At 61.2% G+C, this 13,977-nt stretch carries 10 protein-coding genes; 5 read left to right on the top strand and 5 right to left on the bottom strand.

Going from position 1 to position 13,977, the window contains the following annotated elements; all coding sequences use genetic code 11:
• Nucleotides 1–76: 76 nt before the first annotated feature.
• The 3 genes from HXS66_RS00275 to HXS66_RS00265 form a co-directional block, all read right to left on the bottom strand.
• The gene (locus HXS66_RS00275; protein WP_176502602.1) at nt 77–1,699 is read right to left on the bottom strand and encodes a BCCT family transporter; all 1,623 of its coding nucleotides are present in this window, start codon (nt 1,697–1,699) and stop codon (nt 77–79) included.
• Nucleotides 1,700–2,012: 313 nt separating this feature from the next.
• A complete protein-coding gene (locus HXS66_RS00270) occupies nt 2,013–3,623 on the bottom strand; it encodes a BCCT family transporter (RefSeq protein WP_176502601.1) in 1,611 nt (536 codons plus the stop codon).
• Nucleotides 3,624–3,834: 211 nt separating this feature from the next.
• On the bottom strand, nt 3,835–4,749 hold the full coding sequence (locus tag HXS66_RS00265; RefSeq protein WP_176502600.1) for a LysR family transcriptional regulator: 915 nt from the start codon (nt 4,747–4,749) through the stop codon (nt 3,835–3,837).
• A gap of 98 nt (nt 4,750–4,847) precedes the next feature.
• Here HXS66_RS00265 and HXS66_RS00260 point away from each other — a divergent pair, with 98 nt between their 5' ends.
• The 5 genes from HXS66_RS00260 (at nt 4,848) to HXS66_RS00240 (ending at nt 11,103) form a co-directional block, all read left to right on the top strand.
• On the top strand, nt 4,848–5,753 hold the full coding sequence (locus tag HXS66_RS00260; RefSeq protein WP_308477987.1) for a phytanoyl-CoA dioxygenase family protein: 906 nt from the start codon (nt 4,848–4,850) through the stop codon (nt 5,751–5,753).
• 86 nt (nt 5,754–5,839) lie between these two features.
• Nucleotides 5,840–7,096, top strand: a complete 1,257-nt coding sequence (locus HXS66_RS00255) for a Xaa-Pro peptidase family protein (RefSeq protein WP_176502599.1) — start codon at nt 5,840–5,842, stop codon at nt 7,094–7,096.
• Between the two features lie 268 nt (nt 7,097–7,364).
• A complete protein-coding gene (locus HXS66_RS00250; protein ID WP_176502598.1) occupies nt 7,365–8,279 on the top strand; it encodes a LysR substrate-binding domain-containing protein in 915 nt (304 codons plus the stop codon).
• A gap of 322 nt (nt 8,280–8,601) precedes the next feature.
• Nucleotides 8,602–9,561 (top strand): NAD(P)-dependent oxidoreductase, encoded by a 960-nt coding sequence (locus HXS66_RS00245; protein ID WP_136938016.1) that lies wholly within the window; start codon nt 8,602–8,604, stop codon nt 9,559–9,561.
• 108 nt (nt 9,562–9,669) lie between these two features.
• Nucleotides 9,670–11,103 carry an aldehyde dehydrogenase family protein gene (locus HXS66_RS00240; RefSeq protein WP_176502597.1) on the top strand — a complete coding sequence of 478 codons (1,434 nt, stop codon included), beginning with the start codon at nt 9,670–9,672 and terminating at the stop codon, nt 11,101–11,103.
• 304 nt (nt 11,104–11,407) lie between these two features.
• Here HXS66_RS00240 and HXS66_RS00235 read toward each other — a convergent pair whose 3' ends face one another.
• Together HXS66_RS00235 and HXS66_RS00230 are read right to left on the bottom strand one after the other, a co-directional pair.
• Nucleotides 11,408–12,166 carry an IclR family transcriptional regulator gene (locus tag HXS66_RS00235; RefSeq protein WP_176502596.1) on the bottom strand — a complete coding sequence of 253 codons (759 nt, stop codon included), beginning with the start codon at nt 12,164–12,166 and terminating at the stop codon, nt 11,408–11,410.
• Nucleotides 12,167–12,346: 180 nt separating this feature from the next.
• The gene (locus tag HXS66_RS00230) at nt 12,347–13,975 is read right to left on the bottom strand and encodes a GMC family oxidoreductase (protein WP_176502595.1); all 1,629 of its coding nucleotides are present in this window, start codon (nt 13,973–13,975) and stop codon (nt 12,347–12,349) included.
• Nucleotides 13,976–13,977: the final 2 nt, after the last annotated feature.

The following is a 13,977-nucleotide window of genomic DNA, read 5'->3' as shown; positions in this document are numbered from 1 at the left end:
CCTCACTGTCGACACTCTCATGAAAACGCCCTGCACAATGTGCAGGGCGTTTTCGTTGTGACGCATCAATCGCAGTCTACTGCGAGGTTGCCGACGATTTGCGTGTGCTCTCCCAGCGTTGGTGGGCCTCCGGGGAGTAACTGCGGGAAGGCGTGTGCTCGAGACCGATCTTAGCGGTACCGATCGACACCAGGCGCAGCAGGGAGGCTGTTGCGACAATCACGATGAACAGCGCCGGGACACCGCCGAGGTTGGAGAGCATCTTGATGCCATCGATCCCGACGAATGCGGTCATGATCCAGGCGACGGCACCGATGGTGCAGCCCCAGATGATCTTCATGAGCAGGCGGTCATTGGTATTTTCATCGCTGTCTCCGGCCATGGCAGCCTGACTGTCGGTGCTACACAGCTGACTGATCGCTTCGGTATTGGAGTCAGCCGCCGTCACGAAGGACAGGAAGGCGATGATCAGGAAGACGATGCCGACCAGGCCGCTCATCGGAAGCTCATCGAACAGGGCATAGATGACGGAACCGGCACCTGAATCATTCAGCAATTGATACAGCGCGCCGCCGCTCTGCATATCGAATTCGATGGTGGAGCTTGCGAAGACACTGACATAGGTAATCGAGAACAGGGCCGGTGCGACCAGGTTGATCAGCATGAACTGACGCACGGTATAGCCACGGGAGATCTTGCCGAGGAACAGGGCGGAAATCGGTGCCCATGCCATCCAGTTGGCCCAGTAGAAGATGCTCCAGCTCTTCGGCCACGGATCACCATCAAAGGCACCGGTGAACAGGCTTTTCTGCATGAAATTGTTGAAATACTCGCCAGCCGCTTCCGTGCCGTAGCCGAGAATGGTCTGGGTCGGGCCACACAGGAAGACAAAGGCCATGAAGACGAAGAAGGCCTTGGCATTGATGGCGGACAGGCGCGCGATGCCTTTCTGCAGACCGCTGGCCGCGGAGGCGGTAAAGCAGACCACGATGGCGAGAGTCACCAGACCCAGCATCATGGTGCCGGTACCGGTGCCCAGGAAGCGATCCAGGCCGCCGGCAAGCGTCATGGCACCGGTTCCCAGCGAAGATGCCATGCCGCAGACCAGCGCAAACAACGCCAATGCATCCAGCGCACGCCCCTTGCGACCGATCAACTTGTCACCGATCAATGGCACGAAAAGCGTCCCCAGAGAGAAGGGTTTTCCCAGGTTGTAATGCATCAGGGCAAACAGCAAGGCGGGGACGGTATAGATGGCATACGGCGTGAATGACCAGTGAAGGAACATGGTCGAGAGTGCGAATCTGGCAGCCTCAGGCGTATTGGCAGCCACATCCAGTGAACCTGGCGGAGTATGCAGATGATAGAGCGGTTCTGCAGTTGACCAGAACATGATGCCAACGGCCAGGGTGGTACACAGCGTGATGGAGAACCAGCGCCATGGCGTCAGAATCCGACTGGCATTTTCTCCGCCTATTCGCGTGCGTCCCAATGGTGAAAGGTATGTCACCAGGCACGTTACCACCATGGCAAGCGCCGTGATCGAGAACAGCCAACCGAACTTGTCGAGCACCCAGTCATTCAGGGTGGTGGTGGTCGCGAGGAATCCTTCAAGATTGATGAGGCTCGCGGCCACCGCAACCATCAGCAGGATGAACGGTGGCCAGAAGACGAGTGGGCGGACGGATGAACCAAACATGCGCATTCCTATAATTTCTTATGAGGATGCGGATGCTAACTCATAAATTTCTGTTTTGTCAGCGTTGAGATTCGCTCATCAACGGCGTATATACGCGCGCGTTCATGTAATGCGCTGGCAGGATTTGCGGAAAGTTCTGTCAAAAATTACTCCAGAGGTGCGCGCGTTCTGACCGCCACGCGGGCCGCAGGGTCTACGCCACCGTGCGGGCCATGACGCTCAAGAGAAAACCACGACACCCCCGTCGCCTCTCGGCCCGGGGGTGTCGTGGTTTTCTCTTGAGGACTGCAGTATCACGCCATCTCGAGTTGGCTCAGCTGGACTGGGAAGATTGCCAACGCTGATGGGCTTCTGCCGAATAACTGCGTGACGGCGTATGCTCGAGACCGATCTTGGCGGTACCGATGGAGACCAGTCGAATCAACGAGGCAGTCGCGCCGATGACGATGAACAGCGCCGGCACGCCGCCGAGATTGGAGAGCATCTTGATGCCGTCGATGCCGACGAAGGAGGTCATGATCCAGGCGACGGCGCCGATGGTCGAGCCCCAGATGATCTTCATCATCAGTCGCCCCTTGCTGCGGTCTTCGCTTTCGTTGCCTGCCAGAGCTTCCTGGCTATCCGAGCTGCAGAGTTGGCTGATGGCGTCGGTATTGGAGTCGGCCGCTGTCACGAAGGACAGGAAGGCGATGACCAGGAAGATTCCCCCCACCAGAGAGCTCATCGGTAGCTCATCGAAGAGTGCGTAGATCACCGAGCCCGCGCCGGAATCCGAGAGGATGCCATACAGGGCGCCGCCAGTTTCCATATCCAGCTTGATCGTGGTGCTGCTGAACACCGCGACATAGATGATCGAGAAGAGCGAGGGCGCCACCATGTTGATCAGCATGAACTGCCGCACGGTATAGCCCCGCGAGATCTTGCCCAGGAACAGGGCGGAAATCGGCGCCCATGCCATCCAGTTGGCCCAGTAGAAGATGGTCCAGCTCTGTGGCCAGGGGTCATTGTCGAAGGCCCCGGTGAACAGATTCTTGCTCATGAAGTTGGTGAAGTACTCGCCAGCCGCTTCCGTGCCGTAGCCGAGGATGGTCAGCGTCGGACCGAAGGCGAACACGAAGATGAGAAAGGCGAAGAAGGCCTTGGCGTTGATGGCGGACAGGCGTGCGATGCCCTTCTGCAGACCACTGGCCGCTGAAGCGGTGAAACACAGCACGATCGCGAGGGTGACGATGCCCAGCATCAGCGGACCCGAGCCAGTGCCGAGGAAACGGTCGATGCCGCCTGCCAGGGTCATGGCCCCTGTGCCGAGGGACGACGCCATGCCACAGACCAGGGCGAAGAGCGCGAGTGCATCGAGCACACGTCCCTTGCGACCGATCAGTCGGTCTCCCAGCAGCGGCACGAACAGGGTGCCGAGCGAGAAGGGCTTGCCGAGGTTGTAATGCATCAGGGCAAAGATCAGCGCAGGGACGGTGTAGATCGCATAGGGCGTGAACGACCAGTGCAGGAACATGGTCGAGAGCGCGAACCGCGCGGCTTCCGGGCTATTGGCGGCAATGTCCAGCGAAGTGGGCGGCGAGTGAAGATGATAAAGCGGCTCTGCGGTCGACCAGAACATGATGCCTACGGCCAACGTGGTGCATAACGTGATGGAGAACCAACGCCATGGGGACAACAGTCGCGTCGCGTTCTCGCCGCCGATACGGGTACGGCCCAGTGGCGAAAGATAGGCGATGAGGCAGGCCACCACCATGCTGAGCGCCGTGATGGAAAACAACCAGCCTAACTTGCTGAGTACCTGGTTGTTGAGATTGGTGGTGACAGCCAGAAAGCTGTCCAGATCGATCAAGCTCGCCAATACGGAGGCGAACAGCAGAATGAAAGGTGGCCAGAAGACCAGTGGACGCACGGATGCTCCGAACATGTGAGTTTCCTCGTTCTTGTTGTCGTGTCTTGCGATGTTGCCGGGGAGGGCGCCAGTCGATCAGGGGCATGCAGTGAACTGCCGTGCAGCGTAGGGCAGTGGTAAGAGAAAAATCTTCTCGGCTGTCGTCAATGGATGCGTGGAGGGCGTATTCGGGATAGTGAAAATTCGTGCATAAGCAGCAAGACCGCATGGGCGGCACCTTCTCGCCTCAGGTCTGAGCCTCGTCTCGCAACAATTCGCGAATCATCTCTGCACAGGTATCGAATATCGGGTGCGTCAGGCTGGGAGAGCGATGAAGTTCGATCTCCGCGGTAGGCAGCGTTGGCAGACCCATGTCCTCACCCAGTTCATACCAGTCTTCAGGCAACGAACGTCGATCTGCCACCGTGATGGCATGGCCCTGATTGACGATGACTCTCAAGCCGCTGGGGCTCTGACTGGTGGAATCGATACGCCAGCCGCGTTCGGCCTGCGTCAGGGCGGACAAGGCCCGTTCGCGATAGATGCATTGCTCAGGGAACAGTGCCAATGGCAGCGGAGCGCAGGGGTCCAGCACGAAGCGTTGATGCGCCGCCCACACCACAGGCTCGCGAGACAGCAACTCCCCCTGGCGTTGTTGGTTGTGACTGACCGCGATGACCAGATCCAGCTGACCGGCATCGAGCTGTTCCAGCAGTTCCGTGGACATCCGGCAGTGGATGTGTGGCCGGATCTGGGGATGACGCTCACTGATCTGTGCCAATAGCTGCGGCAGCCAGGTGGTGGCGTAGTCCTCCGGCAAGCCGAGGCGCAACGTGATCGGTTGATCGTTTTCACCGAGGGCAGCCACGGCTTCACGTTGCAATTGCAGGATGCGGCGTGCGTAGCGAAGAAACGTTCGGCCGGCATCGGTCAATTCCATATGACGACTGGTGCGTATCAGCAGTCGATAGCCAAGTCGTTCCTCGAGAGTGCTGATGCGCAGACTGACGGTGGACTGGGTACGGTGCAGATGGCGTGACGCCTGAGTGAAGCTCCCGCTGTCGGCGACGGTCACGAATGCCAGCAGCAGATCCGTATCCAGCGATGGCAAGGGGCGAGGGGCGTCTGTGCTTGATGTATCGGGTTTTCCGATGGATTTCATTGAAATGACTCGTTTCTCAAATGCATGGATTCTGGCCAGCATAGTGCCTGACCCACGAGCTGTCTTGTCCCCCAGCCCCACGACGTGAGGATACCTCCGTGACTGACCTGACTTCCGCGATGCCCCCGCCATTGGCCGATGCCGAGACCGTCGATCTCTCCGCGCTGATCGATACCGAGCGTTACCCCCTGCATGACCCCCGATCTCCAGCGCTTGAGGCCGCGATCGCCAAGGCGCGTGAAGATCTTGAACGTGAGGGTTGCGCCGTATTGAGAGGATTTCTGCGTCCGGAGCGTCTTGCGCAGATGCAAGCGGAAACGGCTCGTCTCGCCGAGTGCGCGTTCTTCAACACTCGCGAGGTGAATGCCTATTTCACGGCCGATGACGACCGCTTGCCCCACCAGGATCCGCGTCGCCTGTTCATGACCCGCACCAGTGGCTTCGTGACGCGCGACATGATTCCTGTCGATAGCCTGATGCAGCGGCTGTTCGTCTCGCAGGCCATGAAGCAACTGGTGTCGGCCTGTCTTGGGCGCGAGCGGGTGTACGAGTATGCCGACCCCTTTGCCGGGCTCGTGCTCAACGTGCTGCCAGAGGGCACCGAGCAACCCTGGCACTACGACACCAACGAATTCATCGTCACCATGATGACCCAACAGCCCGAGAGCGGTGGTCAGTTCGAGTATTGTCCCGGCATCCGCACCCCCAACGATGAGCATTACGCTGCCGTGGGCGAAGTGATCCGGGGAGAGTCGCGTGAAGCGGTGAAGACCCTGAGTCTCAACCCGGGGGATCTGCAGTTGTTCAAGGGGCGGTTCAGTCTGCACCGCGTCACGCAGGTGTCGGGTGAGGTGCCCCGACTGACGGCGATCTTCGCCTATTCCGAAACGCCGGGAGTGGTGGGGCGACTGGAACGCACGCGCCAGCTGTATGGGCGCGTCTCGGAGCAGCACATTCTGGCGGAAGCCCGATACGTCCAGCGCGCCGACGGTCTGCTCGACTGATCGATGTCCGGTATTCCCGTGACGCCTTCTCAACTTGCATGCGCCTTTCGGGCGCTTGATCGAACACTCCCCACAGGGCATCCCACATGAAAATGGACCTGACGGCGATGGGCATCCTCGCTCCGACCCATGCACTGGAAGACTGCGAACCGACGTCGGAAGAGATTGCGCAGATCCAATGTGACCGACTCGCGCGTGTTCGCCAGGAGCTGGCCCGACGCGATATCATGGCGGCAGTCCTGTTCGACCCGGCACACGTCCGCTATGCCACCGGGTCCCGCAACATGCAGGTGTACAGTTCGCGCAATCCCGCTCGCTACGTATTCGTCCCCGCCGCAGGGCCGGTCGTGTTGTTCGAGTTCTCGGGGTGCGAACACCTGGCCAGCCATCTGCCGACCGTGGACGAGATTCGCCCGGCCAAGGCGATTTCCTATTACTTCAACGAGAAGAATACACAAGCCGTCACCAGAGCCTGGGCGGATGAAATCATCGATCTGGTGCGTCAGTGCGGCGGAGGTGAGCGGATCGCCATCGAGAGCGCGACCGCGGAAGCCGCTTTCATGCTCGAGCAGCGAGGCTATCAGGTGCTGGATGCTCAGGAGCCCCTTGAGCAGGCGCGAGCCTTCAAGGTGCCCAACGAGATAAAGATGATTCGCTCCTCGCTGAGAGCGGTCGAGGAGGGAGTGCGCAAACTGGAGGCCTCCATACGGCCTGGGATCACCGAGAATCACGTCTGGTCCCGACTGCATCAGCACATCATCGAGACAGACGCCGACTTCATCGAGACACGCCTCATGAATTCCGGGCCGCGCACCAATCCCTGGTTCCAGGAATGTTCCGACCGGATCATCCAGGCGGGAGAACTGGTCGCGCTGGATACCGATGTGGTCGGGCGTTACGGGTACTACGCGGATTTCTCGAGAACCTTCCTGTGTGGCGCGGGTGAGGCCAGCGCCGAGCAGAAATCGCTCTATCGCATGGCGTATGACCAGATCCAGACCAACATGGAAAATCTCAAGCCGGGGGTCAGCTTCAAGGAATACGCCGAACGTGCCTGGCGAATCCCTCCCGGCTATCGCGCGCGTCGCTACTTTGCCCTGGCGCATGGTGTCGGGATGAACGGTGAGTATCCCTACATCGTTCATCGCGAGGATATCGAGGACAAGGGCTACGACGGCATCCTCCAACCGGGGATGACACTATGCGTGGAGAGCTATATCGGACATGAGTCCGGCGGCGAAGGCGTCAAGCTCGAAGAGCAGCTGTACATTCGTGACGATGGTCAGGTGGAGCTGTTGTCGGACTATCCCTTCGATGAGCGTCTGCTGAGCCAGGCCGTCTGAGTCAGGCCGGTTGAGTCAGGCCGGCGGAGCCGGACCCAGGTAGCTTGCCGACGCGCATCGGCATTACGCGGCATGGCGGCTTTGGTAACATGAGGTCAATTGTGCGGGTGGCTGTCAGCGACGGTCACCCGCTTTGCCATTGTCTCATGGCGAAAGAGGGCCAGAGGGCGGCCGTGTGCCGTGAACGGGAGAGAGCGTCGAGAACGTCTATCGTTCATGGGGTACCGGTTGCTTCCTGCTCGCCTTTCGCCTTTCGTGAGTGTCGTCTATGCCAACCCCTCTGCCACTGCAGAAACTGCCGCCCTTGAGTTCGCTGAAAGGGTTTGAAGCGGCTGCGCGTCTGCTGAGTCTCCGCGCGGCTGCCGAGGAGCTGAACCTGACGCATCCGGCCATCGCCAACCAGATTCAGCGTCTCGAAGAGAGTCTGGAGGTGAAACTGTTTGCCCGTGAAGGCCGTCATGTGGTGCTGACGGCGGCTGGCGAGCGTTTCTATCCGGTGGTGCGTGAAGCGCTGGCGGGTCTGGTGCAAGGCGCCGAGTCCCTGCGCCAGATGCAGCATGCCCAGCCGCTGACGATTCAGGTCTATGTGACGACCTCGATTCGCTGGTTGGCACCTCGCTTGTCGCATTTCCAGGCCATGCATCCTGAAGTCGAGCTCAAGCTGATGACGTGCAGTCTCGGCTGGGAGTTCGATGAGGCCAATGCCGATGTCGGTATCGTCTTCCGCGATGCGCCGCTGGCGGACCACCTCCACTGGCAGCCGTTGTTCGAGTCACGCCTCTTCCCGGTCTGCAGCCCCCAGCTGCTGGGCGACGATGCACGCCCGGTCCCCGCGGATGCCTTGAAGACGCTGCCGTTGATCGGGGTCTACACCGAGGGCTGGAATTGGGAGAGTTACTTCGAGGCATTGTCGCTAGGCCCTTGTCCTACCCGCAATTGCATCGTGGTCGACACCCTGGCCGTCGCCCTGGAGATGGCGGCGCGGGGGGAGGGCGTGGCATTGGTCAACGGGCCCTTTGCCGACGATGACCTGGCGAACGGTCGACTCATCAACCCGACCGGGCAGGTGACGACAGGGTGCGGTGAATGGGGTGCTGTCTGTCACCGCGAGCTGGAGCGGGATCCGCGCGTCGCGACCCTCCTTGGCTGGCTGGCGTCGCAGAGTCGCAGCGTGCCTACCTGATCCGCCAGAGCGAGAGCGGTTACGTGACAACGCCACCTTCGGGTGGCGTTCTTGTTTCCGACATCTGGTTCTGGGTTCTGGCGCATGAGGCTCTGACGTTTGTGGGCGGATCGCGGATCGCTGTGCGGAGGCGCGGGGTCTAGGCGGGCTCACAAAAATTGTTACCAATCGCCAAATTCTTATGAATTGTTGGCAGGCAGGTCGGCCAGTAGGGTGAGCCTCAAGATGACATGGGCCACACCGGACAGGATTTCCCTCCGTCCCGAGCGGCCCTGTGCAGGACACCGGACAGCCAGCAGGCAGACAGCAGAGAGGACAGCACATGAAAGTCGGATTCATCGGTCTCGGTAACGTGGGTGGCAAGCTGGCAGGTAGCCTGCTGCGCAATGGGCATGACGTCACCGTGCGTGACCTTGACCCGGAAGCCGCCAAGCCTTTCCTCGCGCAGGGTGCCAAGTGGGCGGATTCTTCCAAGGAACTCGCCGAAGCCAACGACATGGTCATCACCTGCCTGCCATCTCCGGCTGCCTGCAGCGCCGTGATGGAAAGCGATGACGGCATCATTGCCGGTCTGTGCGAAGGCAAGATCTGGCTCGAGATGAGTACCACCGATGACGGCGAACTGCGTCGCATCGCCGACAAGGTGCTGGCCACCGGTGCCAAGGCACTGGAAGCCCCGGTCTCTGGCGGCTGCCACCGCGCCGCCACCGGCAACATCTCCATCTTCGTCGGCGGTGACCGCGAATCCTTCGAGCAGGTGCTGCCGGTGCTGACCAACCTGGGTCGCCGTGTCCTGCACACCGGGGAGCTGGGTACCGCCTCGGTGCTCAAGGTGATGACCAACTATCTGGCCACCGCCAACCTGTGCGCCGTCGCCGAAGCCCTGACCGTCTGCAAGAAGGCCGGCATGGACATGAATACCACCTACGAGGCGATCAAGATTTCCTCGGGCAACTCCTTCGTCCACGAGACCGAGTCCCAGGTCATCCTGAACGGTAGCCGCAACATCAGCTTCACCATGGATCTGGTGCTCAAGGATGTCGGCCTGTTCGACACCCTGGCCAGGAACCTGGACGTGCCGCTGGAAATCTCCCCGATGCTGATGGACATCTTCCGCGATGGTCAGGAACGCTTCGGCCCGCGTGAGTGGTCATCCAACATCATCCGTCGTCTCGAGGAAGCCGCCGATGTCCGTGTGCTCGGCACCGGCTTCCCGGCAGAGCTGACCGATGACGAGCCGGAAGAAGTCGGCTACGAGGTCGGCGTTACCGGCCGCAGCTGAGCCGTGAAGACTGCCCCGGGGTGCCGTGAGAATGGCCTCCGGGGCATTTGCGTTTGAGACTCACCCTCAGGGAGAGTGTTATCTCCCACCAGCAACGAGAGGTCTGGCATGCAACATCACGACAACTTCTACATCAATGGCCACTGGCAGGCACCCTGCGGGCGCGAGCGCATGGAGGTCATCAATCCGGCCACCGGCGAGCTGTGCGCCAGTGTGCCGCGCGCCGGTGAGCAGGATGTGGAGGCTGCCATCATGGCAGCACGTCAGGCGCTGCCTGCCTGGTCCACGACATCCGCGCAGGAACGCCACGATATCCTGATGGCGGCAGCGGATGAGATGCAGCGTCGCTTCGCTGAGTTGCGCGACGTTCAGGTGCTCACCATGGGTTGCCCGGTACAACTGGCCGGCGCGCTGCACGTGGAAGGCCCCATCGAGGGAATGCGGTACTACGCCGAACGCGCCTTCCAGATGGAAGAGGACGAGCGCAAGGGCGATGTGACCCTGATGCGCGAGCCCATCGGCGTCTGCTCGCTGATCAATCCGTGGAACTATCCGCTGCATCAGTTGATCGGCAAGCTGGCCCCGGCGCTGGCGGCAGGCTGCACCGTGATCGCCAAGCCGGCGGAGCAGACTCCGCTGCAGGACTTCATCATGGCCGAGATCTTCGAGAAGGTCGGTCTGCCTGCAGGGGTCTTCAATGTGGTGACGGGCGAGGGCAGCGAGATCGGTCCGGTGATGTCCGGCCATCCGCAAGTGGACATGGTGTCCTTCACTGGCTCCACCATTGCCGGTAGCAAGGTCGCCGAGAGTGCCGCGCCCACCGTCAAGCGGGTCTGTCAGGAACTGGGCGGCAAGTCGCCGCTGCTGGTGACCGAAGATGCCGACCTGGCCGCGGCCGTGCGCTTGAACGTCGAGAACATCATGGCCAACACCGGCCAGACCTGCGACGCCTTCACTCGCTTGCTGGTGCCGCGTTCGCGACTGGAAGAGGCGACCCGCCTGGCAGTCGAGATCGCCAATGAGCAGGTGGTGGGTGACCCGAACGACCCGGCGACCACCATGGGGCCGCTGGTCTCCGAGCGTCAGCGCGAACGTGTCCTGCATCTGGTGCAGCGTGCCATCGATGATGGTGTCGAGCTGGCGCTCGGTGGCGTCGAGCCGCCCGAAGGGCTCGAGAAGGGCTGCTATGTGCGTCCGACCATCTTCACCAATGTCAGCAATGAAATGGAGATCGCCCGCGAGGAGATCTTCGGCCCGGTGCTGTGCATCCTGCCCTACGACGATGTTAAGCAGGGGATCGCCATCGCCAATGACAGCGTCTATGGCCTGTCATCTGCGGTCTATGCGCGTGACGCCGAGGCAGCATTGCCCATCGCCCGCTGCATGCAGGCAGGACAATGCTATCTGCAAGGGGCAGAGTTCTCCTTCGATGCCCCCTTCGGTGGTTACAAGCGTTCCGGCAATGGCCGCGAATGGGGTGACGAAGGCCTGGCGGAATATGTCGAGGTCAAGGCACTGCTCGGGGCGCCGGCCATCGCCTGACAGAAGGCGAATGACGCAGCCGTGATGCCACGCAAGATACCCGTGATTCGTGAGGCCAGAGTGGCCCGTGAATCACGGGTATCTTGCATTCGCGCCATCGACCATTCGCGCCATCGACAAAAGGCGCCCTCAAGGTGCTTGTCGGCTGTCGCCGCCGCGTTTCGCTATCAGAGCAACGCCCATCGCGTCTGTCAGATCGCTGGGTGCTGAAAAATACCTATATTGGGTGCTGAAAATACCTATATATAGTGGCAAGACTTTGTGCGGTGCAGCATGGCGGGCTCGCCAGGCAACGTTTTCGGCCTCAGATGATGCGCGAGGACAGCTGGCGCGCCGCCTGGACCAGATGCTTGGAGTAGGCGCGTGCCTGCTGCGGATTCAGCCAGTCCTGGCTGATGACGGCGCTGATGGCGGCGATGGGCTCATTGCGCATGTTCAGTACAGGCGCGGCGATACAGCTCAATTGTCCCTCGGCATCGCCACTGGATACGGCATACCCGAGGCGTTGCGCACGCTCAAGCTCGGCATCCATCTCGTCACGGCGTTCGGCCAGTTCGGGCGTGATACGTGTGGCAGCCTCCAGGTACAGCTGACGCGAGCTCTCGGGGCGCATGGCAAGAATCGCCTTGCCGGCGGCGCAGGCGTGCTGGGTCATGGTCTTGCCGATATAGAGGTTGTAGCTGCCACTGCCGGAGGCATCGACCTTCGAGATCACCACCACCTGGTCCCCGATGGGGATGCACAGGAAGATCGAGCGGTGAATCTCGTTCTTGAGAATCTCCGCGATGGGGTAGAAGACCGGGATCAGGCTCTGCTTGTTGTAGATCGTCGAGGAGATCTGGAAGATGCGCGAGCCGATGCAATAGGACTTCTTGCGACCGGGATCGTGAGCGACCAGCTGATGGTGCAGCAGGGCATTGATCACGCGGTGACCGGTAGCGGGCGAGATGCCGGTGGACTCACAGATTTCCGAGAGCGTCAGCGGGTAGGAGGCTGCCGCAAGCAGATCCAGAATCATGACACTGTGGTCGACGGCAGGGGCTTTGGTCTTCTCGTGATTCATGAACGCGGGGTCACTCCGAAACGCGAATCTCGGTCACAGGCGGTTTCTGACCGAAGGCTGTGACACTGTGACGACGGATGGGCGATGCCTCGGGCTGCATCGCCCATCCGTGGAAAGGGGAACGGCCCATAGGGTACCAGACCCATGGGCCGTTCGTGGGGTTGGCGGCTATCCGCCGGGTCAGTCTGCGTGGTCGGCCAGCACCAGATCCGCGCCTTTTTCCGCCACCATCATCACCGGCGCATTCAGGTTGCCGGAGGTGATGTTGGGGAAGATGGCGGCATCGATGACCCGCAGCCCCGCCACACCATGTACCTTCAGCCGGCTGTCGACCACGGCGTTCGCCTTGTCCGGCCCCATCGCGCAGGAACCGCACAGGTGGTAGATGGAGCCACCCTGGGAGCGGAAGTACGCAAGCATGCTGTCCTCATCGTGGACCGTCTCGGCCGGGGCGACCTCGCACTCGGTGATGGCCTTGAGAGCGGGCGCGCCCATCAGCTTGCGCACCAGGCGACTGCCCTGGATCACCTCATCGATGTCCTTCTGGGTACTGAGGTAGTTGGGGCAGATCGTCGCCGGGTCTGCCGGGTCTGCCGAGGACAGTGAAATGCTGCCACGGCTGGTCGGTCGGCAGGAATTGAAGGCCAGCAGGAAGCCGGAATACGGCTCCGGTGTCAGCTTGGCCTTCGGGTCGTTGGGAATCTGGTAGGACATCGGGTTGAAGTAGAGCTGGATGTTCGGCTCTGACTCCGCCTCGCTGCCCCGGAAGAATCCTCCGGCCTGATTCACGCTCATGCCCAGCGGCCCGCTGCGGTTGATCAGGTACTGCAGTCCCGCCTTGGCCTGGCCCCAGAAGGACGCGAAGTCATCATTCAGTGTGGTGCGATTGGCGCGGTAGTAGTAGCTGGCGCACAGGTGGTCCTGCAGATTCTGACCGACAGCCGGCAGGTCTACCTGTGTCTGGATACCATGCGTGGCCAGCGCCTCACGCCCGCCGATCCCCGAAAGCTGCAGCAGCTTCGGGGAGTCCACCGCGCCAGCGCAGAGAATGACTTCGCGACGCGCCGTCACCTCGATGACTTCGTCATCAAGCCGGTAGGCAACACCCGTGGCACGCTTGCCGCCATCGGGCGTCTCTTCCAGCGTCACGCGCTCCACCCGACAGATATGCTTGAGCGTGAGGTTGTCGCGTGACAGTGCCGGCTTCAGGTAGGCGGTATTGCTGGAATCCCGCTGTCCCTTGCGGATGTTGGCCTCATAGATGCCAGCCCCCTCGAAGTGTTTGCCATTGAAATCATCATTGAGCGTGTACCCCAGCTCGCGGGCCCCTTCCAGCCACGATTGGCAGATCGGGTGCGCGCCATGTTTCAGCGGCGTGATGCCGATCAGGCCCTGGCCGGAGCGATACTCGGTATCGCCTCCCGGGTGGCATTCAAGACGCTTGAAGTAGGGCAGTACCTCGCGATAGGACCAGCCCTCGTTGCCGGCGCGCGCCCAGTCATCGAAGTCCGAGGCCTGGCCCCGGACGTAGATCATCGCATTGATGGAGCCGGAGCCACCCTGCACCTTGCCGCGGGGGGTATAGATCTTGCGGCCCCCCATCGCGGCTTCTTCCTTGCTGTAATACATGTAGTTGTAGGTCGGGTTGTAGTAGGTCTTGGCGAACCCGACCGGCACCTTGATCCAGGGCGAGGTGTCCTTGCCGCCGGCCTCCAGCAGCAACACCTTGTGGCGACCGTTGGCGCTCAGCCGGTTGGCGAGGATGCACCCCGCCGACCCGGCACCGACAATGATGAAATCGTATTGCATCG

Source organism: Cobetia sp. 5-11-6-3, from assembly GCF_013374055.1.
Classification (GTDB): Bacteria; Pseudomonadota; Gammaproteobacteria; order Pseudomonadales; family Halomonadaceae; genus Cobetia; species Cobetia marina.
This window is presented reverse-complemented; position numbering and strand designations above follow the sequence as displayed.

Bases quoted from the DNA above. Each gene is read 5' to 3' on its own strand.
- HXS66_RS00275 (WP_176502602.1), bottom strand. From the start codon at position 1,699: ATGTTTGGTTCATCCGTCCGCCCACTCGTCTTCTGGCCACCGTTCATC.
- HXS66_RS00270 (WP_176502601.1), bottom strand. From the start codon at position 3,623: ATGTTCGGAGCATCCGTGCGTCCACTGGTCTTCTGGCCACCTTTCATT.
- HXS66_RS00265 (WP_176502600.1), bottom strand. From the start codon at position 4,749: ATGAAATCCATCGGAAAACCCGATACATCAAGCACAGACGCCCCTCGC.
- HXS66_RS00255 (WP_176502599.1), top strand. From the start codon at position 5,840: ATGAAAATGGACCTGACGGCGATGGGCATCCTCGCTCCGACCCATGCA.
- HXS66_RS00250 (WP_176502598.1), top strand. From the start codon at position 7,365: ATGCCAACCCCTCTGCCACTGCAGAAACTGCCGCCCTTGAGTTCGCTG.
- HXS66_RS00245 (WP_136938016.1), top strand. From the start codon at position 8,602: ATGAAAGTCGGATTCATCGGTCTCGGTAACGTGGGTGGCAAGCTGGCA.
- HXS66_RS00240 (WP_176502597.1), top strand. From the start codon at position 9,670: ATGCAACATCACGACAACTTCTACATCAATGGCCACTGGCAGGCACCC.
- HXS66_RS00235 (WP_176502596.1), bottom strand. From the start codon at position 12,166: ATGAATCACGAGAAGACCAAAGCCCCTGCCGTCGACCACAGTGTCATG.
- HXS66_RS00230 (WP_176502595.1), bottom strand. From the start codon at position 13,975: ATGCAATACGATTTCATCATTGTCGGTGCCGGGTCGGCGGGGTGCATC.